The 22,071-nt window shown below is 42.7% G+C and carries 36 protein-coding genes; 2 read left to right on the forward strand and 34 right to left on the reverse strand.

The window, feature by feature from the left end; all coding sequences use genetic code 11:
* Positions 1-321: 321 nt before the first annotated feature.
* Both rpmF and EPB74_RS09860 read right to left on the reverse strand, forming a co-directional pair.
* Positions 322-504 (reverse strand): 50S ribosomal protein L32, encoded by a 183-nt coding sequence (gene rpmF / locus EPB74_RS09855; RefSeq protein WP_079691010.1) that lies wholly within the window; start codon positions 502-504, stop codon positions 322-324.
* A 333-nt stretch (positions 505-837) separates the two neighbouring features.
* Positions 838-1,431, reverse strand: coding sequence for a YceD family protein (locus EPB74_RS09860; protein ID WP_274904017.1), 594 nt, complete (start codon positions 1,429-1,431; stop codon positions 838-840).
* 182 nt (positions 1,432-1,613) lie between these two features.
* Here EPB74_RS09860 and EPB74_RS09865 point away from each other — a divergent pair, with 182 nt between their 5' ends.
* Together EPB74_RS09865 and EPB74_RS09870 are read left to right on the forward strand one after the other, a co-directional pair.
* Positions 1,614-2,321, forward strand: a complete 708-nt coding sequence (locus EPB74_RS09865; protein ID WP_274904018.1) for an elongation factor P hydroxylase — start codon at positions 1,614-1,616, stop codon at positions 2,319-2,321.
* Positions 2,322-2,641: 320 nt separating this feature from the next.
* On the forward strand, positions 2,642-3,262 hold the full coding sequence (locus tag EPB74_RS09870; RefSeq protein ID WP_274904019.1) for an L-threonylcarbamoyladenylate synthase: 621 nt from the start codon (positions 2,642-2,644) through the stop codon (positions 3,260-3,262).
* A gap of 79 nt (positions 3,263-3,341) precedes the next feature.
* On the opposite strand, the gene rplQ is transcribed toward EPB74_RS09870, so the two are convergent.
* From rplQ to mreC, 32 genes are all read right to left on the reverse strand, one after another.
* Positions 3,342-3,701, reverse strand: a complete 360-nt coding sequence (gene rplQ / locus EPB74_RS09875; RefSeq protein WP_021813387.1) for a 50S ribosomal protein L17 — start codon at positions 3,699-3,701, stop codon at positions 3,342-3,344.
* Between the two features lie 19 nt (positions 3,702-3,720).
* Entirely contained in the window at positions 3,721-4,728 is a 1,008-nt protein-coding gene (locus EPB74_RS09880; RefSeq protein WP_079691006.1) for a DNA-directed RNA polymerase subunit alpha, read from the reverse strand.
* A gap of 81 nt (positions 4,729-4,809) precedes the next feature.
* The gene (gene rpsD / locus EPB74_RS09885) at positions 4,810-5,451 is read right to left on the reverse strand and encodes a 30S ribosomal protein S4 (RefSeq protein WP_079691005.1); all 642 of its coding nucleotides are present in this window, start codon (positions 5,449-5,451) and stop codon (positions 4,810-4,812) included.
* A gap of 48 nt (positions 5,452-5,499) precedes the next feature.
* Complete coding sequence (rpsK, locus tag EPB74_RS09890; RefSeq protein ID WP_058368279.1) at positions 5,500-5,889, reverse strand: 30S ribosomal protein S11; 390 nt, start codon at positions 5,887-5,889, stop codon at positions 5,500-5,502.
* 20 nt (positions 5,890-5,909) lie between these two features.
* A complete protein-coding gene (gene rpsM / locus EPB74_RS09895; RefSeq protein WP_079691004.1) occupies positions 5,910-6,266 on the reverse strand; it encodes a 30S ribosomal protein S13 in 357 nt (118 codons plus the stop codon).
* Positions 6,267-6,522: 256 nt separating this feature from the next.
* Positions 6,523-6,639 carry a 50S ribosomal protein L36 gene (gene rpmJ, locus EPB74_RS09900; RefSeq protein ID WP_010196721.1) on the reverse strand — a complete coding sequence of 39 codons (117 nt, stop codon included), beginning with the start codon at positions 6,637-6,639 and terminating at the stop codon, positions 6,523-6,525.
* A 31-nt stretch (positions 6,640-6,670) separates the two neighbouring features.
* Complete coding sequence (secY, locus tag EPB74_RS09905) at positions 6,671-8,002, reverse strand: preprotein translocase subunit SecY (protein WP_165767659.1); 1,332 nt, start codon at positions 8,000-8,002, stop codon at positions 6,671-6,673.
* A 19-nt stretch (positions 8,003-8,021) separates the two neighbouring features.
* Positions 8,022-8,462: a 50S ribosomal protein L15 gene (gene rplO, locus EPB74_RS09910; RefSeq protein ID WP_079691002.1), complete on the reverse strand. Its 441-nt coding sequence runs from the start codon at positions 8,460-8,462 to the stop codon at positions 8,022-8,024.
* Positions 8,462-8,641 (reverse strand): 50S ribosomal protein L30, encoded by a 180-nt coding sequence (gene rpmD / locus EPB74_RS09915; RefSeq protein WP_010196714.1) that lies wholly within the window; start codon positions 8,639-8,641, stop codon positions 8,462-8,464. The genes rplO and rpmD overlap by 1 nt, the downstream gene beginning before the upstream one ends.
* A gap of 20 nt (positions 8,642-8,661) precedes the next feature.
* Positions 8,662-9,177 carry a 30S ribosomal protein S5 gene (gene rpsE / locus EPB74_RS09920; protein WP_079691001.1) on the reverse strand — a complete coding sequence of 172 codons (516 nt, stop codon included), beginning with the start codon at positions 9,175-9,177 and terminating at the stop codon, positions 8,662-8,664.
* A gap of 2 nt (positions 9,178-9,179) precedes the next feature.
* Positions 9,180-9,530: a 50S ribosomal protein L18 gene (gene rplR, locus EPB74_RS09925; protein WP_079691000.1), complete on the reverse strand. Its 351-nt coding sequence runs from the start codon at positions 9,528-9,530 to the stop codon at positions 9,180-9,182.
* 11 nt (positions 9,531-9,541) lie between these two features.
* Complete coding sequence (gene rplF, locus EPB74_RS09930) at positions 9,542-10,075, reverse strand: 50S ribosomal protein L6 (RefSeq protein WP_079690999.1); 534 nt, start codon at positions 10,073-10,075, stop codon at positions 9,542-9,544.
* Positions 10,076-10,250: 175 nt separating this feature from the next.
* Positions 10,251-10,649 carry a 30S ribosomal protein S8 gene (gene rpsH / locus EPB74_RS09935; RefSeq protein ID WP_079690998.1) on the reverse strand — a complete coding sequence of 133 codons (399 nt, stop codon included), beginning with the start codon at positions 10,647-10,649 and terminating at the stop codon, positions 10,251-10,253.
* An 11-nt stretch (positions 10,650-10,660) separates the two neighbouring features.
* Positions 10,661-10,966 (reverse strand): 30S ribosomal protein S14, encoded by a 306-nt coding sequence (rpsN, locus tag EPB74_RS09940; RefSeq protein WP_011279798.1) that lies wholly within the window; start codon positions 10,964-10,966, stop codon positions 10,661-10,663.
* A gap of 12 nt (positions 10,967-10,978) precedes the next feature.
* Positions 10,979-11,515 carry a 50S ribosomal protein L5 gene (gene rplE / locus EPB74_RS09945; protein WP_079690997.1) on the reverse strand — a complete coding sequence of 179 codons (537 nt, stop codon included), beginning with the start codon at positions 11,513-11,515 and terminating at the stop codon, positions 10,979-10,981.
* A gap of 21 nt (positions 11,516-11,536) precedes the next feature.
* On the reverse strand, positions 11,537-11,854 hold the full coding sequence (gene rplX, locus EPB74_RS09950; protein WP_010196703.1) for a 50S ribosomal protein L24: 318 nt from the start codon (positions 11,852-11,854) through the stop codon (positions 11,537-11,539).
* Between the two features lie 8 nt (positions 11,855-11,862).
* On the reverse strand, positions 11,863-12,231 hold the full coding sequence (rplN, locus tag EPB74_RS09955; protein WP_010196702.1) for a 50S ribosomal protein L14: 369 nt from the start codon (positions 12,229-12,231) through the stop codon (positions 11,863-11,865).
* Positions 12,232-12,413: 182 nt separating this feature from the next.
* On the reverse strand, positions 12,414-12,686 hold the full coding sequence (gene rpsQ, locus EPB74_RS09960) for a 30S ribosomal protein S17 (RefSeq protein ID WP_068408467.1): 273 nt from the start codon (positions 12,684-12,686) through the stop codon (positions 12,414-12,416).
* Positions 12,683-12,880, reverse strand: a complete 198-nt coding sequence (rpmC, locus tag EPB74_RS09965; protein WP_079690996.1) for a 50S ribosomal protein L29 — start codon at positions 12,878-12,880, stop codon at positions 12,683-12,685. The genes rpsQ and rpmC overlap by 4 nt, the downstream gene beginning before the upstream one ends.
* Positions 12,880-13,293 carry a 50S ribosomal protein L16 gene (gene rplP, locus EPB74_RS09970; protein ID WP_079690995.1) on the reverse strand — a complete coding sequence of 138 codons (414 nt, stop codon included), beginning with the start codon at positions 13,291-13,293 and terminating at the stop codon, positions 12,880-12,882. Before rplP ends, rpmC begins: the two co-directional genes overlap by 1 nt.
* 3 nt (positions 13,294-13,296) lie before the next feature.
* Positions 13,297-14,025, reverse strand: a complete 729-nt coding sequence (gene rpsC / locus EPB74_RS09975) for a 30S ribosomal protein S3 (RefSeq protein ID WP_079690994.1) — start codon at positions 14,023-14,025, stop codon at positions 13,297-13,299.
* Between the two features lie 3 nt (positions 14,026-14,028).
* Complete coding sequence (gene rplV, locus EPB74_RS09980) at positions 14,029-14,358, reverse strand: 50S ribosomal protein L22 (RefSeq protein ID WP_045446615.1); 330 nt, start codon at positions 14,356-14,358, stop codon at positions 14,029-14,031.
* A 10-nt stretch (positions 14,359-14,368) separates the two neighbouring features.
* Positions 14,369-14,644, reverse strand: a complete 276-nt coding sequence (rpsS, locus tag EPB74_RS09985; RefSeq protein ID WP_079690993.1) for a 30S ribosomal protein S19 — start codon at positions 14,642-14,644, stop codon at positions 14,369-14,371.
* Positions 14,645-14,656: 12 nt separating this feature from the next.
* On the reverse strand, positions 14,657-15,484 hold the full coding sequence (gene rplB, locus EPB74_RS09990; protein ID WP_079690992.1) for a 50S ribosomal protein L2: 828 nt from the start codon (positions 15,482-15,484) through the stop codon (positions 14,657-14,659).
* A gap of 11 nt (positions 15,485-15,495) precedes the next feature.
* Positions 15,496-15,846: a 50S ribosomal protein L23 gene (gene rplW / locus EPB74_RS09995; protein WP_010196677.1), complete on the reverse strand. Its 351-nt coding sequence runs from the start codon at positions 15,844-15,846 to the stop codon at positions 15,496-15,498.
* Positions 15,843-16,445: a 50S ribosomal protein L4 gene (rplD, locus tag EPB74_RS10000; protein WP_079690991.1), complete on the reverse strand. Its 603-nt coding sequence runs from the start codon at positions 16,443-16,445 to the stop codon at positions 15,843-15,845. The genes rplW and rplD overlap by 4 nt, the downstream gene beginning before the upstream one ends.
* A 14-nt stretch (positions 16,446-16,459) precedes the next feature.
* Positions 16,460-17,098 carry a 50S ribosomal protein L3 gene (gene rplC / locus EPB74_RS10005; RefSeq protein ID WP_089555914.1) on the reverse strand — a complete coding sequence of 213 codons (639 nt, stop codon included), beginning with the start codon at positions 17,096-17,098 and terminating at the stop codon, positions 16,460-16,462.
* A gap of 47 nt (positions 17,099-17,145) precedes the next feature.
* Positions 17,146-17,457, reverse strand: coding sequence for a 30S ribosomal protein S10 (gene rpsJ / locus EPB74_RS10010; RefSeq protein WP_010196670.1), 312 nt, complete (start codon positions 17,455-17,457; stop codon positions 17,146-17,148).
* Positions 17,458-17,920: 463 nt separating this feature from the next.
* On the reverse strand, positions 17,921-19,507 hold the full coding sequence (locus EPB74_RS10015) for an Rne/Rng family ribonuclease (RefSeq protein WP_274904020.1): 1,587 nt from the start codon (positions 19,505-19,507) through the stop codon (positions 17,921-17,923).
* A 167-nt stretch (positions 19,508-19,674) separates the two neighbouring features.
* Positions 19,675-20,355 carry a Maf family protein gene (locus tag EPB74_RS10020; RefSeq protein ID WP_274904021.1) on the reverse strand — a complete coding sequence of 227 codons (681 nt, stop codon included), beginning with the start codon at positions 20,353-20,355 and terminating at the stop codon, positions 19,675-19,677.
* Positions 20,356-20,491: 136 nt separating this feature from the next.
* Positions 20,492-20,977: a rod shape-determining protein MreD gene (mreD, locus tag EPB74_RS10025; protein WP_274904022.1), complete on the reverse strand. Its 486-nt coding sequence runs from the start codon at positions 20,975-20,977 to the stop codon at positions 20,492-20,494.
* 142 nt (positions 20,978-21,119) lie between these two features.
* Positions 21,120-21,980: a rod shape-determining protein MreC gene (gene mreC / locus EPB74_RS10030; RefSeq protein WP_079690986.1), complete on the reverse strand. Its 861-nt coding sequence runs from the start codon at positions 21,978-21,980 to the stop codon at positions 21,120-21,122.
* Positions 21,981-22,071 lie beyond the last annotated feature (91 nt).

A 22,071-nucleotide genomic window follows, 5' to 3' on the forward strand; every position in this document is an offset into this window, starting at 1 on the left:
CAACTGACTCTTATGAAACTATACACTGACGTAGGTCATTAGCATAGCGGCCAAAAAGTTAATTCGTTATCTTGCCCTATTAAGTATCACGGAATGATCAATCATGAGCATTTAAAACCAATAACAAATATTTAAATATATACCAAGATTTAAAAAACAGTAAAAAATTAATAGCAAAAAGCCAAGTTATCTAGCCACATAATATATGATAGCGAAATAACTTGGCTTTCTTTAGCTCAAACTGATTGCTGGGTAACAGCTGTGCGAGAACTGTCGATAGTTATAAAAACTATCATAATTCTGCGTCAACCAGCAAATAACTTAAGCGTCTTGACTAACTTTAAATAGCTGGCGACCACGATAGAAACCATCTTTAGTCATGTGATGACGACGATGCTTTTCACCAGTGGTAGCATCGATGCTTAGCTCAGCGATTTCCATACGATGATGTGAACGGCGCATGTCACGACGAGAACGACTTTTACGACTTTTTTGAACGGCCATGATATAGCTCCTATACTTAAAAGGGGATAAGCTTGAAATTCAGCTTTAATCGACACTGACAGAGGCTATATAATCACAACAACCTAAGTCTTACGCATCATTAGTTAAATAGATTGCCACACGTATTGAAGTGTTGATTACGTCTAAAATCTATAGTTAGTTTGCAAGGTTAGCTTCTATCTGCCAGCGGCAGGTTGCTAGAATGCAATAATCGGGACATTATACGCATGTTTAGCGGATTAATAAAGCCCTGCTGTTCACTCTTCTGCAAAAAGCTGACAAAAGGTATAACGAAGCCACTTATTACGCCTTTTATCGCTATCATTTATACCGTTACAACTTGCCTTTTAAAGAAGCTAAAGCGGCAAAAGGATTTTCGCTCTCTTCTTCTTCTGGTATCTCACCAAACTGCTCAACCGTCATTTCACAGTCATCATGCTTCGGCGCCATTGGCGTTTTAAGCAATATTTCATCTTCGACCAATTTTTTAAGCGGTAATAAACGCTCTGGAGATTGTTCGGTGATAATTTCATCGAGCAACAAATAGTCTTGCTCTTCATTAACTAAGCGTATTTGGCTCTCATTATCGAGTAGCGCAATATCATAATCATCTGTCAAATCTATCACAATTGGTTGCAAACAACGTTGGCAAGTTAACCATACTTCACCAGTTAATGTAAAAGCCAGATGCAACACATCATTTCGACGATACAGATTAGCTTTTAGCAGAATATTTGATTGAGCATGCTCAGTCGCTAATATAGTAGCAAGCCGCTCAAAAGAGTTGGGTATTACTTCTCCTGCCCATTCAAAGCCACTGTCTTCCCATTTATTTAAGGAAATATGTTCGAGCATGCTGGTTGACATAGACGCTGGTACTTTTTCAGCCTGAAGCGCTGACGACTTGTTATTTTGGGTGCTTGACATGCGCGGCCTCATTGATCAAAAACGGTGTATAATATTGCTTGCCATACTAACGGAAAGTGCTCTGCTGCGCTAGCGCTAGTATGTTAAGATTTTCGGTAGCTTATGTGTTGTTACCTTTCATTATTTGTTCGCATATATGAGTATATTTATCTGTTAATCTTTATTTGGTCAATGCTTTACTTATGATATCGCCTACTATTCATCCCAATTTTTCCAGCTTATTATCTATTTTTGACGCTGAGCTTTTATTACAACGTCTAAATGAACTGGACTGTGAAAAAACCTGTAGCAGTTCTGAAAATTTAGCTGATCCTCTAACTCGATATACATCTATTAAAGATCGCTTAACGGGTGTTATTTTACTCGAACACCCGTTGGCTGAAAATAATGAACAAGCTATTACCGACTGGCTAATACTGTTATTTAACGCCCTATTCGTCAATCAGCGAGTCATATTAGTTCGCGGCACTGGCGAGCCAGAATATTTTCCTGCTCAAAACAATCAACCGGCAAGAATTGAATTTGCCCATGGTTTTTTTGCCAGTGCATTACATGAAATCAGTCATTTTTGTGTCGCAGGTCAGCGGCGCAGACAGCTATCTGACTTTGGCTATTGGTATGCACCCGATGGGCGCTCAGCAGCTCAGCAGCAAGCTTTTGAGCGTGTGGAGATTAAACCACAGGCACTAGAATGTCTATTCACCTTGGCTTGCAGACGCCCTTTTCAAGTATCACAGGACAATTTATTTGCTGACTTTGATACTAGCAACAGTACCTTTCCTCAAGATGTTTATCAGCAAGTGAAAACATACATTGCTAAACCACATACGCTACCGGCTGATGCTAAAACCTTACTACAAGCATTACTTACTAGTTATACGATGAATTAACTTAAGAATACCGAGCATATTTTATTTTTCATAAAAAACATCTTATTCCATCAGGTTAACGATTTCATAGCCATATTAACGCCTTGCCCTTAAACTTATATTTGCTTTGGGCTATACTAATGACTCAACTCATATTTTATCGACAATCATACCCTCAATGAAGCAAGCTAATATTTGACAGTACCTTATCAATTAATATGCTTATTCAACTGTTTTTACTTAGCAAGCCTTCTATCTATTTATATAACCATATTTGTTTCTCATAAATAACGATATATTTAAATGACAAAAGTCTAATAATTATAAAATAAGGAATTATTATGCAAGTACTTTATATTCATCCAGAAAATCCACAGCCACGTCTTATTGAGCAAGCAGCTGACCTATTACGTAAAGATCAACTGATTATTTACCCAACCGATACCAGCTATGCCTTTGGTTGTCGCCTAGGTGCAAAAGACGCGCTAGAAAAACTGAAGCGTATTCGTGAGCTCGATGATAAACACCAATTTACATTGTTATGCCGTGATTTGAGTGAAATTGCCAATTATGCAGCCGTAGACAATTTGCAGTTTAAACAGCTAAAGGCTCTTACACCCGCGCCTATCACTTTTATTTTAAATGCGACTAAAGATGTGCCGAAGAAACTGGCGCATGCGAAGAAAAAAACCATTGGTATTCGAGTGCCAAGCAATCCTATCGCCCAAGCACTTTTGGAAGCGATGGATGAACCTATTTTGACCAGTTCATTAATATTACCAAACCGAGATGACATATTAGATGACCCCTTTGAAATAGAAGAACTATTGGGCAATCAAATTGATGCGCTAATCAACGCTGGAATCAAGACCACTAAGCTGACCACTATTATAGATATGACCAGTAGCCAGCCTGAAGTGATCCGACAAGGTGCTGCCAATGTTGATTCATTACTACTATAATATGTTCAAAATACTGCGCACACAAAAAAGCTCCAATTGAATTGGAGCTTTTTCTATAAATCATCTAGTCGATATAAAATTAGTCGCGATCAACCAATTCTACATAAGCCATAGGCGCATTGTCACCATCACGGTAACCACATTTTACGATACGCAAATAACCACCTGGACGCGTCTGGTAACGAGGACCTAACGTGCCAAATAATTTGCCTACCATAGCTTTGCTACGCATGCGGCTGAATGCTAAACGACGATTAGCAACGCTGTCTTCTTTAGCCATAGTGATCAATGGCTCGGCAACGCGACGTAATTCTTTAGCTTTTGGTAAAGTTGTTTTGATCAGTTCATGCTCAAATAATGAGTTAGTCATGTTCTGAAACATTGCCTTACGATGACTGCCGGTACGACCCAGCTTGACTCCACTCTTACGATGGCGCATAGTCAAAAATCCTTAAAGTTTAACGGCTACGATAAGAAAAGCGATCATCAACACGTAAATCAGCTGGTGGCCAGTTATCTAGGCGCATACCAAGCTCCAAATCTTTAGACGCTAATACGTCTTTGATTTCTGTTAATGATTTCTTACCAAGATTTGGGGTTTTTAGAAGTTCAGTCTCTGAACGCTGTACCAAATCACCGATATAGTAAATGTTTTCAGCTTTCAAGCAGTTGGCTGAGCGAACCGTTAGTTCAAGATCGTCCACAGGGCGTAATAGCACCGGATCAACCTCTTCTTTTTCTTTCACAGGCTCAGGCGCTTCTTCAGCTTCTAGGTCAACAAAGATAGAAATCTGTTGTTGTAAAATAGTGGCTGCTTTACGAATTGCTTCTTCTGGATCTATAGTGCCATTAGTTTCAAGCTCAATGATAAGACGATCAAGATCGGTACGTTGTTCTACACGTGCGTTCTCAACCTGATAAGCAACACGAAGCACAGGACTAAAACTTGCATCAAGCTTTAGGCGTCCAATTGCTTTAGTATCACCATCTTCACGGCGTTGGTTTGCTGGCTCATATCCACGACCCATTACTACACGCAAACGCATCTTTAGATGACCACGGTCATTCAATGTACCCAATACCAATTCTGGATTGATAATGTCTACATTGTGCGGTAACGTGATGTCTGCAGCAGTAATAGTGCCTGGACCTTGTTTATCCAAGGTCAAAAATACTTCATTTTGGTCATGAAGGGTGATTGCTAAGCCTTTTAAGTTCAAAAGCAAATCAAGCACGTCTTCTTGTAGCCCTTCAAGCGTTGAGTATTCATGGTCAACACCATCAATCTCAGCTTCAATGACTGCAGCACCAGGTAATGAAGATAACAAGATGCGGCGTAAGGCATTCCCTAGGGTATGACCAAAGCCGCGTTCTAACGGTTCGAGCGTGACTTTCGCAATCGTTTCGTTAACCGTATCCACGTTGATGGCGTTCGGCGTTAGAAACTCAGTTGCATTTAGCATCATGATGTCACCTCGATTTATTAAACTGGTTTAATTAACGTTAATTGCTCAATGCCATTTTCATCGCATCGAGCAGTACGTTACTTACTTAGAGTATAGCTCAACGATTAAGCTTTCGTTGATTTCAGCAGGTAGATCAATACGATCAGGCGCTTTTTTAAACGTGCCTTGTAGTTTGCTGTGATCAACATCTAGCCATTCTGGAATACCACGTTGGGTAGCCAGCTCAATTGCGTTTTTGATGCGCAATTGTTCGCGAGATTTCTCTTGAATAGCGATGACATCACCATCTTGAAGCTGAATTGATGGAATGTTCACACGAACAAACTCATCACGGCCAGCTCTTTTTACCATCACAGTGCGATGGCTAACTAACTGACGTGCTTCAGCGCGCGTTGAGCCAAAGCCCATGCGATATACTACGTTATCAAGACGACTCTCAAGCATCGCTAGTAGGTTCTCACCAGTAGCGCCACGCTTACGAGCAGCTTCTTTGTAGTAGTTGGCAAACTGACGCTCTAATACACCATAGATACGTTTAACTTTTTGTTTTTCACGTAACTGTAAAGAGTATTCTGAGCTTTTGTTACGGCTTACACCATGTTGACCAGGTGGACGAGCCGATTTTTTCGTTTTTACGTCGTATGGTTTAACACCAGACTTAAGGCCTAAGTCTGTACCTTCACGACGTGATAATTTGAGTTTTGGTCCAATATAACGGGCCATTGTTATGTCTCCTATAAGCTTTCATTATAAAAAGCTTCGTCTTTAATATTAGACGCGGCGCTTTTTCGGCGCACGGCAACCATTGTGTGGGATTGGGGTTACATCAGAGATGCTGTTAACTTTATAACCCAATGCACCTAGTGCTCTTACCGCAGACTCACGACCCGGTCCTGGTCCTTTGACCAAAACATCGATATTCTTAACACCATATTCTTGAGCCGCTTTACCAGCGACTTCAGCTGCAACCTGAGCTGCAAATGGTGTAGATTTACGTGAACCACGGAAGCCTTGTCCACCTGAAGTGGCCCAAGCCAATGCATTACCCTGACGATCGGTAATCGTAACAATGGTGTTATTAAAAGACGCATGGATATGGGCTACGCCCTCCGATACTGAACGACGAGTCACCTTTTTGCGACTGCGAGTGTCTTTTGCCATCTTTTAGCTTCCTAAGTTAATTATCTTTTGAGAGGGCGTGTCGGACCCTTACGAGTACGAGCGTTGTTCTTAGTGTTCTGACCTCTAACAGGCAGGTTACGACGATGGCGGATGCCACGGTAACAACCAAGATCAACCAAGCGCTTGATATTCATTGACACTTCACGACGAAGATCACCTTCAGTCATGTATTCTGAAACTTGTGCACGGATAGCATCTAACTGTGTATCATCTAACTGACTGACTTTAGTAGTAGGGGCAATGCCAACTGCTTCTAAGATTTTCTGAGCAGTGGTACGACCTACACCAAAGATGTAAGTTAGTGAAATAACAGCATGCTTATTATCCGGAATGTTTACGCCGGCAATACGAGCCATTGATTTCTCTCCATTAAAGAAAAATAAGCTTTATTTATTAAATAAGGCATTATTTTTCAGATTTGTTGCTGTTAATACTAAAGCTTTTATAATTATTATCGCTGTTTTAACTTGGAAACCAAGTCTATCCATTGAACATGTTATAAAAGGTTTTGCATAAACTACGGCAAGTGGCGGATGATATCGCATCCGCCGTTATTTTTCAAGTATTAATTTAATAAGTAGGACAAGCTTAACGCTTTGCTCTACCTAAATATTAACCTTGACGTTGCTTGTGGCGAGGTTCTGCGGTACAAATAATATGTACACGGCCTTTACGGCGCACAACTTTACAGCTACCACAAATCTTCTTAACTGATGCTTGAACTTTCATAGCATACTCCTTGAAATATCGTACCGCTCATTTAAGATCGAGTGGGCGATTGAATTAACGTCTGATCATGATATTGATGGGTCATCAAATGCGCTTGAATCTGCGAGATGAAGTCCATTACCACAACCACCATAATCAGTAACGACGTACCACCAAGTTGAAACGGCACACCAAACGATGACTGAACGACCATTGGCATTAAACAAATAACCGTCATATACATCGCGCCAATAAAGGTCAATCGGTTTAATACATGATCGAGGTAACGCTGAGTTTGTTGTCCTGGGCGAATACCTGGGATATACGCACCACTACGTTTAAGGTTTTCAGCAACTTCACGCGGACTAAATACCAATGCCGTATAGAAGTAACAGAAGAAAATAATCATTGCGCCAAACAGAACCAAATATAGCGGTTGTCCTGGGGACAACACCAGGGCCATATTTTGCAGTATCTTTTGCATAAAGGTAGGATCAGTCGATTGACCAACCCACTGCCCCAAACTTGCAGGAAACAACAATAATGAGCTGGCAAAAATAGCAGGGATAACCCCTGCCATATTAAGCTTCAACGGCAAATGTGATTGCTGCTGAGCATAAATCTTGCGGCCTTGTTGTTGTTTTTGCGCATAATTAACAGGGACGCGGCGCTGAGCACGTTCAATATAAACAATACCGGCAGTAACCGCGATACCTAACAGTACAAAGATAAAGAGTACAATCAAGTTCATCTGACCTTGATTGACCTGTTCGATAGACTGCGAAATCATACCTGGCGTACCAGCGACAATACTCGCAAAAATAAGCATTGAAATACCATTGCCTACGCCGCGCTCTGTAATCTGCTCACCAAGCCACATTAAGAACATAGCGCCTGCTACCAATGAGGTAACCGCTGGAATATAAAAAGTAAGACCAGCAGACAAAGTAAGGTTTTGGCTGATTAAACCAGCACACATTCCTAATGACTGTACCAGTGCTAATGCAAGCGTGCCTTGACGGGTATACTTGTTTAGCTTACGTCGTCCCGCTTCACCCTCTTTTTTGAGAGCTTCAAGCGATGGCAATACTGCAGACATCATCTGTACAATAATTGATGCTGAAATATATGGCATAATGCCAAGTGCCATGATAGACATACGCTCTAGTGCACCACCTGAGAACATATTAAACATGCTCAGAATGGTATTTTCGTTGCGCGAAAACAGATCAGCCAAATTAACCGGATTAATACCCGGTACTGGAATATGTGACCCTAAACGATAAACAATCAATGCGCCGATTAAGAACAATAGACGCGTCCATAATTCATCATACTTACGTATAAATGCAAATGGATTGAGCGGTACACCAGTCGATGACATTGATTGTTTTGACACGTTACTACTCCTCGATGCTACCACCAGCAGCTTCGATTGCTTGCTTGGCGCCTTTAGTCACTTTGATACCTTTAAAAGTATAAGCTTTAGTGACTTCGCCTGACAACATAATACGAGCACGTTTCATGTCGTGACGGATAAGGTTAGCAGCTTTTAATGTTGCAATACTAACGACGTCACCTTCGATTTTGTTCAGTTCAGACAGACGAACTTCAGCAGTCGTCATTGCCATTTTACTGGTAAAACCAAATTTTGGTAGACGGCGATATAAAGGCATTTGACCACCTTCAAATCCTGAGCGAATGCTAGAACCTGAACGAGATTTCTGACCTTTAACACCACGACCACCAGTTTTACCAAGGCCTGAGCCGATACCACGACCACGACGTTGGGCAGTTTTCTTCGCGCCAACACCTGGTGATAATTCATTTAATCTAAGACCCATTACGCTTCCTCCACTTTTACCATGTAGTTAACGCGATTGACCATACCACGAGTTGAAGGAGTATCTTCTACTTCAACAGTATGATTAATACGGCGTAAACCCAATCCTTTCAAGCTCGCTTTGTGGCTCTTGAGGCGATGGGCACCCGATTTAAATTGAGTGACTTTCATTTTTTTCATCGTAACTCACCTAGTCTAAGTTAACCCAAGATTTCGTCTACAGATTTACCACGTTTTGCTGCCATCTTTTCTGGAGTTGACATATCACGTAAACCGTTAAACGTTGCGCGAACAACGTTAGCAGTGTTGGTAGAACCATAACATTTAGTCAAAACATCTTTGACACCAGCAACTTCTAATACAGCACGCATTGCGCCACCGGCGATTACGCCAGTACCTTCAGATGCAGGTTGCATAAGAACTTTACTAGCACCATGACGTGCTTTGATCGGATGATGCAAAGTTGCACCATTAAGCTCAACAGTAATCATATTGCGCTTGGCAGCTTCTAGTGCTTTTTGAATAGCAGCTGGCACTTCACGTGCTTTACCGCGACCAAAACCAACACGACCATTGCCATCACCCACTACGGTCAACGCAGTGAAAGAGAAAATACGACCACCTTTAACAACTTTTGCAACGCGATCAACGGTAACTAAGCGTTCTACTAGACCGTCAGTCTGTTCATTTTTATCATTTTTATCATTTCTAGCCATGATTAAAACTCCAATCCGTTTTCGCGAGCAGCTTCAGCTAAAGCTTTTACTCGACCATGATATTTAAAACCACTACGGTCAAAGGCAACTTTAGTGATACCAGCTGCTTTTGCGCGTTCTGCGATTAATTGGCCCACAGACGTCGCTGCATCAGCGTTACCAGTCGCGCCTGAGCGCAAGCTGCTGTCTAAGGTAGATGCCTGAGCAATCACTTCACCACCGTTAGGAGAGATAATCTGGGCATACATATGCTTTGGCGTGCGGTTAACCGTTAGACGATGAACGCCCAAGAAACGGATGTGCGCGCGGGTTTTCTTAGCTCGACGTAGACGAGCTGCTTTTTTATCAAACATTTCAACTCACCTTATTTTTTCTTAGCTTCTTTGCGAATCACATGCTCGTCACTATAACGAATACCTTTACCTTTATAAGGCTCAGGTGGGCGGAAACCACGGATATTAGCCGCTGCTTGACCAAGCTGCTGTTTGTCGTTTGATTTTAAAACGATTTCAGTTTGCGTTGGGGTTTCAGCTGACACACTTTCAGGTAGCGTATATTCTACTGGATGCGAGTAACCAACGTTCAAGGTTATTTTATTACCAGTAGCTTGTGCACGATAACCAACACCGATTAGTAGAAGACGTTTTTCAAAGCCTTCGTTTACGCCTATTACTAAGTTGTTTAGTAAAGAGCGCATGGTGCCAGTATGCATCATTGCTTCTTTTGAGGCTGCTACAGGTGAGAGAAATATTGCATCATCTTCCTGTTTCAGCTCGACCAATTCATGCAGGCGTAAAGACATAATGCCGTTCTTGCCTTTAACTTCGACCTGCCGATCGTTCAAAGTAACGCTTACGCCGTTTGGCAGCGTTACTGGGGCTTTAGCCACACGAGACATAGGAGTATTCCTTAAAAAATTAACTTCTTTATATTAGCGAAAAAACTAACAGGCTAAAAAGCGTGTTAGTTTAGCATAGTTGACCGCGTTAGACATCTATCAATTTGAAATAATTAATCATTACTATATCGATAGATGTCTAACAAACGTCAAATAGACTTTATTGTCGTGTAGCTTACGCTACAAATGCGACAACTTCACCACCAATACCAGCAGCGCGTGCAGCACGATCGCTCATGATACCTTGGCTAGTTGATACGATAGCAACACCCATACCTTGCTTAACAGTAGGGATAGCGTCTTTACCGCGATGCTGGCGTAAACCAGGACGGCTAAAACGTTGAATCGTTTCGATGACAGGTTTGCCTTCGAAGTATTTTAGTTCAATAGATAATGTTGCTTTGTTGTTGTCTTCTGCAGTAACAACAGCGTTAGCCACATAACCTTCGCTAACCAACAGATCAGCGATTGCTTTACGTAGCTTAGAGTTCGGCATTGCTACCGATACTTTATTAGCCATTTGTGCGTTACGAATACGGGTTAGCATATCCCCAACGGTATCTTGCATACTCATATAGTTACCCCTTACCAGCTTGCTTTACGAACACCAGGCACATCGCCTTGCATGACACGCTCACGCAACATATTGCGTGATAAGCCAAACTTGCGGAAGTAACCGTGAGGACGACCTGTGATAGCACAACGATTGCGCAGACGTACTGGTGATGCGTTACGTGGTAAAGCTTGTAGCTCTAACATCGCTTCCATACGAGTTTCGTCACTTGCAGTCATATCACTGATAGTTTCTTTTAGCTTGATACGCTTATCAGCATATTTAGCTACCATTTTCTCGCGCTTTAATTCGCGGTTAATCATGCTCTTCTTTGCCATAACGTCTTTACCTTATTTAAATGGGAAGCCGAATGCTTTAAGCAACGCACGACCTTCATCATCAGTAGCAGCTGACGTAGTGATGGTCACATCCATACCGCGGATACGATCAATCTTGTCGAAGTCTACTTCTGGGAAAACAATTTGTTCTTTGATACCCAATGAGTAGTTACCACGACCGTCAAAGGCTTTAGGTGAAAAACCACGGAAGTCACGAACACGAGGAATTGCAACGGCAATGAGACGATCTAAAAATTCGTACATTTGCTCACCGCGTAGCGTTACTTTGCAACCAATTGGCCATTCTTCACGAATCTTAAAGCCAGCAATTGATTTACGCGCTTTGGTGACTACAGGCTTTTGACCAGCAATTGCGGTCATATCAGCTACTGCACCTTCAAGCAATTTCTTGTCTTGAGACGCGCCGCCTACACCCATATTAAGTGTGATTTTAGTGATTTTAGGCACTTGCATCACGTTATCTAAACCAAGCTCTTCTTTAATCTGCTGCTTTAGTTCGTTGTTATATAAAGCTTTTAATCTTGCCATTACCATTACACCCTTAGTGTCTTACGCAGTCGCCACTACTTCACCGTTCGAACGATAGACGCGTTGTTTGTTGCCGTCTTCGCCGAATTGATAAGTAATACGGTCTGCTTTTTGGGTTTGCGCATTTAAGATTGCGACATTTGAGATGTGCAGAAAAGCTTCTTGCTTAAGAATGCCACCTTCAACGCCAGTTGCCTGATTTGGCTTCTGATGTTTAGTAACAATATTAATGCCTTCTACTTTAATACGATCATTTTTTACAGCTTGTACAGTACCTTGTTTGCCTTTATCTTTCCCAGCAATCACGATAACTGTATCGCCTTTACGTAATTTTGACATGGATTACCTCACAATACTTCTGGTGCTAGTGATACAATTTTCATAAACTGATCACCACGTAGTTCACGAGTTACCGGTCCAAAAATACGAGTTGCAATCGGCGCTTTGTTTTGGTTCAACAATACCGCAGCATTGTCATCAAAACGTAATACCGAACCATCAGGACGACGAACGCCTTTTTTGGTACGTACAACTACCGCATTCATCACGTCGCCTTTTTTAACACGACCGCGAGGAATGGCTTCTTTAACCGTTACTTTAATGATATCGCCGACTGATGCATAACGACGATGAGAGCCACCCAGTACTTTAATGCACTGAACTCGTCTTGCACCGCTATTGTCTGCAACTTCCAGCATTGACTCAACCTGAATCATAGCGTTAACTCCGCACGTATGAGCAATAAAAACCAGTTGCTGCCGCTAGCACAGTATGAGTAGACGGCATTTAATGTAAATAACCGCAGCTTACTCTTAATGTGAGTGATATACGCTCGGCGCAATCAGCATCCTTAAAAAGGCGGACATTTTAACAGCTTCTGGCTTTTAATGCAATTTACTTAGATTTTTTCTACTTTTTCAACCACTTCAACCAAAGTCCAAGACTTGGTTTTTGAGATTGGACGCGTTTCTTTGATACGGACAAGGTCGCCTTGTTGGCAAACGTTGTCTTCATCATGGGCTTTGATTTTAGTAGAACGACGAAGCTGTTTGCCATACAAAGGATGACGAACCAGACGCTCAATCAAAACTGTGATGGACTTATCCATCTTGTCGCTGACAACTCGTCCTGTCAATACGCTAGCATTAGCTGTTTGATTGTTATCGCTCATGAGTCGCCTCGTTGTTTCTCGTTAATCATAGTCTGAATCTGAGCAATCGTACGACGATTGACTCGGACTTCATGGGTATTACCCAACTGACCAGTTGCTTTAGCCATACGAATACGGAAAGCATCAAGTTGCTTTTCATCAAGTAACTGGGTCAGTTCTTCTAATGATTTATCACGTAATTCACTGATCTTCATTACATTATCGTCCGCTTAACAATGGTAGTTTTAAAGGGCAGTTTTGCTGCAGCAAGCGTTAAGGCTTCGCGAGCAAGCTCTTCTGATACCCCTTCAAGTTCATATAGCATTTTACCAGGTTTGACTTCGCATACCCAATACTCTACAGGACCTTTACCTTTACCCATACGTACTTCTAATGGCTTATTGGTAATTGGTTTGTCTGGGAAGACACGAATCCAAATCTTACCGCCACGCTTAATTTTACGAGTGATGGTACGACGTGCTGCTTCAATTTGACGGGCAGTCATACGACCACGAGTCAAAGATTTTAGACCAATTTGTCCGAATGCAACGGTGCTTCCACGATGAGCTAGCCCAGTGTTACGACCTTTATGCATTTTACGAAACTTGGTACGTTTTGGCTGTAACATAGTTTAACCTCTGTCTGTGTTTCGACGGTTTCCGTTTCCACGACCACGGCGTTTTGGCGCACGAGTCTGCTCTTCTTTAACGGGGTTATAAACACTGTTCATACCGTCAAGGATTTCGCCACGGAAGATCCAAACTTTTACACCGATGGTGCCGTAAGTGGTTTCCGCACGTACTGACGAATAGTCAATATCGGCGCGTAGTGTATGCAATGGCACACGACCTTCACGGTACCATTCAGTACGAGCAATCTCAGCACCGCCAAGACGGCCAGACAACTCAACTTTAATACCTTTAGCACCAGAACGCATGCTGTTCTGTACCGCGCGCTTCATTGCACGGCGGAACATAACACGGCGTTCAAGCTGACTTGCGATACCTTGTGCTACCAAGTGAGCATCAAGATCAGGCGACGTGATTTCTTCAATGTTGACCTGAGCAGGTACGCCCATAATTTTGGTCAATTCTTTTTGAAGTCTTTCAATGTCTTCGCCTTTCTTACCGATAACAATACCAGGACGCGCAGTGGCGATGGTAATCTTAGCAGCACCGGTAGGACGCTCAATCATGATATTGCTAATCATAGCACTATCTAGCTTTTTGCGCAGATATTCACGAACTTGAATGTCGTTGATCAGATATTCTGAGTATTGTTTTGGGCTAGCATACCAGTTTGCGTTATGCTTTTTGACAACACCAAGACGAATTCCGATTGGATGTACTTTTTGTCCCATAACTTATTCCCCTACCTTGATAGTGATATGACAGGTACGCTTGCTGATACGATCAGCGCGACCTTTAGCACGTGGTAGGATACGTTTTAGCGTAATGCCTTCATCAACGTAGATAGTTGATACTTTAAGGGTATCGATATCTAGACCGTTGTTGTGTTCAGCATTGGCGATGGCTGAGTTAAGACATTTCTTAACAAAAACCGCGCCTTTTTTATTACTATACGTTAGGATATCCAAAGCACGCTCGATAGATTTGCCACGAACTTCATCGGCAACGAGTCTAACTTTTTGTGCCGAAATGGCGGCACCGCGTAATTTTGCAGTTACTTCCATGGTAAGCACCTTATTTCTTAGCTTTTCTGTCAATGCCATGACCACGATACGTACGAGTCGGGGCAAATTCACCTAGTTTATGACCAACCATCTGTTCGCTCACGATAACCGGTACATGAGTACGGCCGTTGTGAACAGATAAAGTTAGGCCAACCATTTGTGGCAAAATCATTGAGCGGCGCGACCAAGTTTTGATCGGTTTGCGTGAGTTGGTATCTAATGCTTTCTCAACTTTGGCAAACAGGTGCGCGTCTATGAATGGACCTTTTTTCAATGAACGAGGCATGAAATTCTTCCTTTATTTCTTCTTGGCGCGGCGGCGGATGATCATACTGTCAGTACGCTTATTATGGCGCGTTTTAAGTCCTTTAGACTTCTGACCCCAAGGGCTGGTTGGATGGCGACCTTTGTTACGACCTTCACCACCACCGTGTGGGTGATCAACCGGGTTCATTGCGACACCACGAACTGAAGGACGAATACCACGCCAACGTGAAGCACCGGCTTTACCAAGTGATTTCAAGTTGTTTTCAGTGTTAGAAACTTCGCCAATAACAGCACGACAATTCACGTGTACGCGGCGAGTTTCGCCTGAACGCATACGAAGAATAGCATAAATACCGTCACGACCTAGTAACTGAACGCTTGCACCCGCAGCGCGAGCCATCTGTGCGCCTTTACCGATTTTAAGTTCGATATTATGGATCACAGTACCCAATGGGATGTTTTTAAGCGGTAAACAGTTACCTGGACGAATTGGTGATAATTCACCTGACATTACGGTATCGCCAACTGCTTGCTTTTTAGCAGCGATAATATAACGGCGTTCGCCATCAGCATACTTAAGTAAGGCAATATGAGCAGTACGGTTAGGATCGTATTCGATACGCTCTACCGTTGCTGGGATATTGTCTTTGGTACGTTTGAAGTCAATAATACGGTAATGTTGCTTATGACCACCGCCAATATGACGACTAGTAATGCGGCCATTATTATTACGACCACCTGACTTGCTTTTTGATTCTAGAAGCGCTGCAAACGGACGACCTTTATAAAGGTGTGGATGCACCACTTTTTCAACAAAACGGCGGCCTGGTGATGTTGGCTTCGCTTTTACGATAGGCATGAGTGTAATCCTTATTCGTTGTTCGCTGTTTCACTAGTAGAAGCAGTAGTGTTAGCTACCTCTTCACCAGCATCAGCCATTTGTACATCTTGACCAGCTTTTAAGGTAACATAGGCTTTTTTATAATCATTACGACGGCCGATGCTTTTACCAAAACGCTTTGTCTTACCTTTAACATTCAAAGTGTTTACTTTTAAAACTTCAACACCTTCAAACATCATCTCAACTGCTTTTTTAACTTCTAACTTAGTAGCGTTAGAATCAATTTTAAATACTTGTACACCAAGTGAGTCGCCAAGCATTTGAGATTTCTCTGAGAATACAGGTCCTCTTAGGATCTGATAAAGTCTTGCGTTGTTCATGCTAGTGCTTCCTCAAATTGTTTCGCAGCTTCAACTGACATGATTACTTTATCAAAAGCAATCAAACTCACTGGATCCACTTCGTTTGTACCAAGTACATTGACGTGTGGGATGTTGCGAGCGGCTAAGTATAAGTTTTCGTCAACATCTTTGGTGACGATTAGTGCACGAGGTGCACCAAGCTCATGTAACTTGGCGATCAGCTCTTTGGTCTTAGGACCAGAAACGCTTATCTCTTCAACCAAAATCAGACGCTCTTGGCGAATCAATTCGGCTAGGATGCACTGCATCGCACCGCGATACATTTTACGGTTTACTTTCTGTGACCAATCTTGTGGTTTAGCCGCGAATGCACGACCACCCCCACGCCAGATTGGGCTACGAATAGAACCTGCACGAGCGCGACCAGTACCTTTTTGGCGCCATGGCTTAATACCACCACCAGAAACTTCGGCACGGGTCTTTTGAGCGCGTGTACCTTGGCGAGCACCAGCAAGATATGCGGTGACGACTTGATGCACTAGTGCTTCGTTGAATTCACGACCGAAAGCCGTATCAGAAAGCTCAACTGCCGCCCCTGTAACTGTTTTTAAATCCACGTTAATCCCCTTGCTTAGGCTTTGACTGACGGACGTACGATGACATCGCCACCGGTGGCACCTGGGATAGCACCCTTGATGACAAGTAACCCTTTTTCAACATCAACCGATATCACTTCTAGGCCCTGAACGGTAACGCGTTTGTTACCCATCTGACCTGGCATTTTTTTGCCTTTGAAGACTTTACCTGGTGACTGGTTCTGACCAGTTGAACCAAGTGCACGGTGAGATACTGAGTTACCATGAGTGGCATCTTGCATGCTGAAGTTGTGACGCTTCACGCCGCCTTGAAAGCCTTTACCTTTACTGTTTCCTGTGACATCAACCATCTGACCTTGTTCGAACAAGTCAGCTAGGATCTCACCACCAATCTCACGACCTTCAAGATCGCTTTCATTGGCACGAAATTCCCAAACACCACGACCAGCGGCAACGCCAGCTTTAGCGAAGTGACCTTTTTGTGCTGCTGTTACGCGGCTGTCACGACGGGTACCTGTGGTAACTTGAATGGCTTGATAGCCATCTATATCAGTATTTTTTACTTGAGTAATGCGGTTAGCACTGACCTCAACCACTGTTACAGGGATAGATGCGCCTGCTTCAGTGAAGATACGGGTCATGCCGCATTTTTTACCGACTAAACCGATCGCCATTTTAGACCTCTTTATATCTTATATTAATGGGTTGGGTGTGATGTTCATTAACCCAAAGCAATTTGAACGTCAACACCCGCCGCCAAGTCTAACTTCATTAGCGCATCCACAGTTTTGTCAGTAGGCTGAACGATGTCAACCATACGCTTATGAGTACGGATTTCGTACTGATCACGAGCGTCTTTGTTTACGTGTGGTGAGGTTAGAACGTTGAAGCGCTCAATGCGAGTCGGCAACGGTACAGGACCACAAACTTGCGCACCGGTGCGCTTTGCAGTATCAACAATCTCTTGTGCAGATTGATCAATTAAACGATGATCAAAAGACTTAAGACGGATACGGATTCTCTGGTTAGCCATGCCAGCAAGCTCCTAATATGTGCTCTAGTCATTCTTGCTTTGCAAAGATATGACTAAAAGCCGTTTGGTTAAATATTCACTTAAAGCGGCCTTCTGTTCTTAACCAGAATGAGTTCTTTATCCGAACTTATAGCGTGCCAAAAGCAAAATAGTTTAAAGCCCCGCCGACCCTCCTATTATTGGATGTCAGCAAAGGCATAATGAAATAGTGCTAGAAACGATGCTCTAGCTGTCATAGCGCCAGCTGTTTGATTGGCTGCGCATATATAATTCAGTGGTATGTATTATACATAATAATCAAACGATTACAAGAGCGTTATTTATAATTATATCTGATAAGAATTCATATAAACCTTTGTTTTTAGGCTAAATCAGCTATTTTTATAGTGAAGTAACAGCTGTAACGCTTAGCTTAAAGCAATACATCCAAAGACGTTAGCTCACAGTTCTTGATTTAAGATTCTTAATCTAAAACGATATCATATTGCTCTTGCGTATAAAGATTCTCGACATCAAAAGTAATCACCCTACCCAATAGATACTCTAAATCTGCCACTGTATCCGACTCCGAGGTCAACAATAAGTCAATGACTGCCGCATGAGCGACGACGGTAAACTTCTTTGGGGAATTATAAGTACGAGCACAGCGCATGATTTCACGAAATATCTCAAAGCAGACGGTTTCAGCTGTTTTGACAAAACCGCGACCTTGACAGGTTGAGCACGGCTCACATAACTGCTGTCCAAGCGACTCTCGGGTACGTTTACGGGTCATCTCGACCAAGCCAAGCTCACTGACTTGGGTGATTTTAGTTTTGGCATAATCTTGTATCAGCTGTGACTGCAAGCTCTCAAGGATATCATCCTTGTGCTGCTGCTCAAGCATGTCAATAAAATCTAGGATAATAATACCACCAAGATTACGCAAACGCAGTTGCCGAGCAATGGCGTGTGTGGCTTCAAGATTGGTCTTATAGACGGTATCTTCTAATGAGCGACCGCCAACGAATGAGCCAGTATTGACATCAATAGTGGTCATGGCTTCAGTCTGATCAATAATCAGGTAGCCACCAGACTTTAAATCGACGCGCCGTTTGAGTGCGTCACGTAAGTCGTCTTCGACGCGGTGCACGTCAAACAGTGATTGCTCAGCGGTATAATGCACAATCCGATCATACACAAAAGGCACAAAGTCTTTGGCAAAATATCTGACTTGCTCATAAATCTGCGCGTTATCAATGACGACTTTTTCGGTACCAGCATGTACCAAATCGCGAATAGAGCGCAGCGGCAGTGATAATTCTTGATAAATGAGCTCGGAGCTTTGATTATGTTTCATTTCTTGACGACGGGCGCAGATAGTCCGCCATAATTGTAATAAATAATAAATATCTTCTTCAAGTTTGTCGACAGGCACACGTTCAGCAGCCGTGCGGGCAATCAGCCCACCTTTAAGATTAACCGTCTGCATGAGACTATTCAGCTCAGTCTTGAGGCGCGTACGCTCTTCTTCGCCATCAATACGTTGCGAGATACCGATATGATCACTTGATGGCAGATACACCAAATAGCGTGATGGCAGCGATACATTGGTGGTTAAGCGTGCACCTTTACTGCCAAGCTGGTCTTTAGTGACTTGCACTAGGATACGCTGACTTTCGTGCAGACGATGTTGGATAAGAGTTTTGGATGCCGGTACGACTTCAGTATTTTGCGCACTAACGACTGGCGGTGTTACTGCTAAATCATTAACAGTAGCATCTATAATAGTACTGTCATTATTAATTTTTTCAGCCATTTTGTTTTCAGCGACAGGGCGGGGCTCGCGCTGCATGTCATTGACGTGTAAGAATGCTGTACGTGATTGCCCGATATCGACAAAGGCTGCTTGCATGCCAGGCAGCACACGGACCACCGTGCCCAAGTAGATATTACCGACCAAACCCAGTTTATTGTGGCGCTCAATATAAATCTCACCCAAGATGCCATTATCTAACACGGCAACACGGGATTCCATGGGACTAATATTAATCAGCAGCTCTTCGGACATAGTGTTTTCTCTTATCACTCAGCTTTCTTATGAAACGTTCATGGTTTGGTAGCCTTACAGTACAGTGTAACAAATGCAACTTGCTTTTGCCCATGACCCTACCGTGTCATTATGTGCAGACGATTCAGTAGTCTCTACTCTCATCTCTGAATACTTTACCTGCTTTACTAAATACTAGTGTCTGTCATATCTTTAATCAACGCCAGCGTTTGTGCGAGCGGTAATCCTACAACATTGGTATAGCTACCGTTGATACGACTAACCCACGTAGCACCCAACCCTTGAATGCCATAGCCACCGGCTTTATCAGCAGGTTCACCACTGTCCCAATAGTTACTCATCATCTCTTTAGTTAATGCTATAAAGGTTACTTCTGTGCGCTCAATGATTTGTTGTTGATTAACGACTTGGAAAGCTTGCTTATAGTTTGGTGTGTTAGCAAGCTCTGATTTTTCAGAAAGCTGAGGAAGTAAAGATATTTGAGTGGCTTGCACCGCCGTCCATACTTCGTGGGTATTGTCAGACATTTGCTGCCACATGCTATAAGCATGCTCGCGATTGATAGGCTTAACCAGTACAGTTTTACCATCTGCTAATACACCGATGGTATCAGAGGTTAAAACAATAAACGACTCAGGTAAACCAGTTTGGTTATTTTTAAAATCTATATTTAATTGTTCTATCGCCGCCTCTGCCTTGGCGGCGACCATGCGGGCAATATAATCTTTGGGTGACTCATGATCATGCGGCGTTTCATCGATATCAACGCTCAAGATAGTGAAATCTAATTGTGCTCTTGATAATAACTCACGACGACGCGGCGAGCCAGACGCTAAGATGATATCCATCGCTACTCTCTTTTAATTTAGAACTATAATGTGTACGGTTTTGAGACATGCGCTTAAAAAGCTTTCTCACATGGCAGTCAACAAAAGGTATTGATTGGAATAACGGCTTTAATAGTTGCTTTAATCACCGCCGTAATTAACGTGCAAATTTACGTAAAGCCAGTAGTACCAATGGCCAACTAATAATGCTCATTAATAATGATAAAGCGGATTGGGCGACAAAGACATTTTGGATAAACATCTGTAGTATCCACAAACTTACTTGAAAGACAGTCAGTCCTAAACTCGCGACTAACCAAGCACTGACAGTGTTGAGTTGTCTCATATAGATGCTAGTGACTTTTATCACCAATGCCACGACCACAGCAGAAAATGCTTGTTGTCCTAGGTGCGTATCCATCAATAGGTCGGCGATAAGTCCAATAGTAAATGCACTAAAAATGCCCACATACCGCGGTTGAAATAGCAACCAAAAAATCAGCACCATGATCATTATCATGGGACGCAATGTTGCCATAGTAGGGCTTAACGGATAAACGCTGAGTGATGAGGCAATAATGAAGCTCAGTACAATAATGGCAAGCAATAGCCCATTTGCATGTTCAGAATCAGGATATGCCATGAATACTTACCTTTAGCGAATATTTAGCAGCTACTTAATAATGAACTCAGCATTGCAGGGAATAAAAAACGAGAGGCAAAACAGTACGCTTAGATTGGATAGCGGCTAAATATTAGACAACTATTATTTTGAACAATGACTATCAAGGCTCAGTGATGCCGGCATTGTTTTTACTAGTCAGCTTATCTTGCAGTATCAGTACATAAGCATTGTCGATAAAGTTCGCCGCTGGTTTGACTTCAATGCTTCTAAAGTTATCCGCTTGCGTATCTTCAATATGGGCGATACGACCAACCCTATAACCTGCTGGTATACGCCCGCCCAATCCTGATGATACCAGCTCATCACCGACGCGCACGTCTGAGGTTTTAAAGACATAATCGAGGCTCAATGAAGTAGGTATGCCCTGACCGGTGACAATAGCGCGTTGACCAGTCCGCTTGACGGTAACGGCAACTGACTGCTGCTCATCGGTAATCAGCAATAAACGGCTGGTATTGGGATAGACATTGATAATCTGCCCTAAGATGCCGTCTTCATCGATAACCGTTTGCCCGACGTGCACGCCATCTTGCGCCCCTTTATTCAACACCACAATTTGACGCAAAAGATTGGTATCGGTACCAATCACCTGTGCTAGATTTAAATCAAACTGCTCAGGGCGCGTGGTCGATAGAATACCTTGCAAGCGAGCGTTTTGCGCCAAGATATAATCCTGCTGCTGTAGCTTGGCTTGGGCGTGGATAAGTTGCGATTTCAGCTGCATATTTTCGCGGCGTAGCACTTCTTTTGATTGCAAGCTACCGCTAGACCAGTGTTTCGCATAACTGGGTAATAATGACAGCTCATAAATAGGCTGCATTGCGGCGTGGCTCGTTGAGCGAATAGGGTTAAACCATTCTGGATTTTTGCTATCAAACCACATCAGTATCAATGCCACTATCAATAAAATAGCAGTCATACGCAGCGCGAGTGGTTGGCGAGCAAAAATACTTGGAATCATAGGTCGTCTAATATAGAGGTTCTAATGTGAGCAGTAGCCAGCACTGAATAGCATTATATAAATGTGACCATGTTATAAAATCTAAGAACAT

Origin of the sequence: Psychrobacter sp. DAB_AL62B (assembly GCF_028895345.1) — a bacterium.
Classification (GTDB): Bacteria; Pseudomonadota; Gammaproteobacteria; order Pseudomonadales; family Moraxellaceae; genus Psychrobacter.

What these genes read in the sequence shown, in the direction of transcription:
- mreD (WP_274904022.1), bottom strand. Translation starts at nt 20,977, where the DNA reads ATGGCATATCCTGATTCTGAACATGCAAATGGGCTATTGCTTGCCATT.
- rplB (WP_079690992.1), bottom strand. Translation starts at nt 15,484, where the DNA reads ATGCCTATCGTAAAAGCGAAGCCAACATCACCAGGCCGCCGTTTTGTT.
- rpsK (WP_058368279.1), bottom strand. Translation starts at nt 5,889, where the DNA reads ATGGCAAAAGACACTCGCAGTCGCAAAAAGGTGACTCGTCGTTCAGTA.
- rpmJ (WP_010196721.1), bottom strand. Translation starts at nt 6,639, where the DNA reads ATGAAAGTTCAAGCATCAGTTAAGAAGATTTGTGGTAGCTGTAAAGTT.
- EPB74_RS10015 (WP_274904020.1), bottom strand. Translation starts at nt 19,507, where the DNA reads ATGTCCGAAGAGCTGCTGATTAATATTAGTCCCATGGAATCCCGTGTT.
- secY (WP_165767659.1), bottom strand. Translation starts at nt 8,002, where the DNA reads ATGTCATCGACTGGTGTACCGCTCAATCCATTTGCATTTATACGTAAG.
- rpsH (WP_079690998.1), bottom strand. Translation starts at nt 10,649, where the DNA reads ATGAGTATGCAAGATACCGTTGGGGATATGCTAACCCGTATTCGTAAC.
- rplW (WP_010196677.1), bottom strand. Translation starts at nt 15,846, where the DNA reads ATGAACAACGCAAGACTTTATCAGATCCTAAGAGGACCTGTATTCTCA.
- rpsN (WP_011279798.1), bottom strand. Translation starts at nt 10,966, where the DNA reads ATGGCAAAGAAGAGCATGATTAACCGCGAATTAAAGCGCGAGAAAATG.
- rplR (WP_079691000.1), bottom strand. Translation starts at nt 9,530, where the DNA reads ATGTTTGATAAAAAAGCAGCTCGTCTACGTCGAGCTAAGAAAACCCGC.
- rpsE (WP_079691001.1), bottom strand. Translation starts at nt 9,177, where the DNA reads ATGGCTAGAAATGATAAAAATGATAAAAATGAACAGACTGACGGTCTA.
- rplV (WP_045446615.1), bottom strand. Translation starts at nt 14,358, where the DNA reads ATGGAAGTAACTGCAAAATTACGCGGTGCCGCCATTTCGGCACAAAAA.
- rplO (WP_079691002.1), bottom strand. Translation starts at nt 8,462, where the DNA reads ATGGGTCTTAGATTAAATGAATTATCACCAGGTGTTGGCGCGAAGAAA.
- EPB74_RS09880 (WP_079691006.1), bottom strand. Translation starts at nt 4,728, where the DNA reads ATGATGCTAAATGCAACTGAGTTTCTAACGCCGAACGCCATCAACGTG.
- rpmC (WP_079690996.1), bottom strand. Translation starts at nt 12,880, where the DNA reads ATGAAGATCAGTGAATTACGTGATAAATCATTAGAAGAACTGACCCAG.
- rpsD (WP_079691005.1), bottom strand. Translation starts at nt 5,451, where the DNA reads ATGGCCCGTTATATTGGACCAAAACTCAAATTATCACGTCGTGAAGGT.
- rpsC (WP_079690994.1), bottom strand. Translation starts at nt 14,025, where the DNA reads ATGGGACAAAAAGTACATCCAATCGGAATTCGTCTTGGTGTTGTCAAA.
- rpsM (WP_079691004.1), bottom strand. Translation starts at nt 6,266, where the DNA reads ATGGCTCGTATTGCCGGCGTAAACATTCCGGATAATAAGCATGCTGTT.
- rpsS (WP_079690993.1), bottom strand. Translation starts at nt 14,644, where the DNA reads ATGCCTCGTTCATTGAAAAAAGGTCCATTCATAGACGCGCACCTGTTT.
- rplF (WP_079690999.1), bottom strand. Translation starts at nt 10,075, where the DNA reads ATGTCTCGTGTGGCTAAAGCCCCAGTAACGCTGCCAAACGGCGTAAGC.
- rpsQ (WP_068408467.1), bottom strand. Translation starts at nt 12,686, where the DNA reads ATGAGCGATAACAATCAAACAGCTAATGCTAGCGTATTGACAGGACGA.
- mreC (WP_079690986.1), bottom strand. Translation starts at nt 21,980, where the DNA reads ATGATTCCAAGTATTTTTGCTCGCCAACCACTCGCGCTGCGTATGACT.
- rpsJ (WP_010196670.1), bottom strand. Translation starts at nt 17,457, where the DNA reads ATGGCTAACCAGAGAATCCGTATCCGTCTTAAGTCTTTTGATCATCGT.
- rplE (WP_079690997.1), bottom strand. Translation starts at nt 11,515, where the DNA reads ATGGCAAGATTAAAAGCTTTATATAACAACGAACTAAAGCAGCAGATT.
- rplN (WP_010196702.1), bottom strand. Translation starts at nt 12,231, where the DNA reads ATGATTCAGGTTGAGTCAATGCTGGAAGTTGCAGACAATAGCGGTGCA.
- EPB74_RS09870 (WP_274904019.1), top strand. Translation starts at nt 2,642, where the DNA reads ATGCAAGTACTTTATATTCATCCAGAAAATCCACAGCCACGTCTTATT.
- rplX (WP_010196703.1), bottom strand. Translation starts at nt 11,854, where the DNA reads ATGTCAAAATTACGTAAAGGCGATACAGTTATCGTGATTGCTGGGAAA.
- rpmF (WP_079691010.1), bottom strand. Translation starts at nt 504, where the DNA reads ATGGCCGTTCAAAAAAGTCGTAAAAGTCGTTCTCGTCGTGACATGCGC.
- EPB74_RS10020 (WP_274904021.1), bottom strand. Translation starts at nt 20,355, where the DNA reads ATGGATATCATCTTAGCGTCTGGCTCGCCGCGTCGTCGTGAGTTATTA.
- rplC (WP_089555914.1), bottom strand. Translation starts at nt 17,098, where the DNA reads ATGGCGATCGGTTTAGTCGGTAAAAAATGCGGCATGACCCGTATCTTC.
- rpmD (WP_010196714.1), bottom strand. Translation starts at nt 8,641, where the DNA reads ATGAAAAAAATGAAAGTCACTCAATTTAAATCGGGTGCCCATCGCCTC.
- EPB74_RS09865 (WP_274904018.1), top strand. Translation starts at nt 1,614, where the DNA reads ATGATATCGCCTACTATTCATCCCAATTTTTCCAGCTTATTATCTATT.
- rplQ (WP_021813387.1), bottom strand. Translation starts at nt 3,701, where the DNA reads ATGCGCCATCGTAAGAGTGGAGTCAAGCTGGGTCGTACCGGCAGTCAT.
- rplP (WP_079690995.1), bottom strand. Translation starts at nt 13,293, where the DNA reads ATGTTACAGCCAAAACGTACCAAGTTTCGTAAAATGCATAAAGGTCGT.
- EPB74_RS09860 (WP_274904017.1), bottom strand. Translation starts at nt 1,431, where the DNA reads ATGTCAAGCACCCAAAATAACAAGTCGTCAGCGCTTCAGGCTGAAAAA.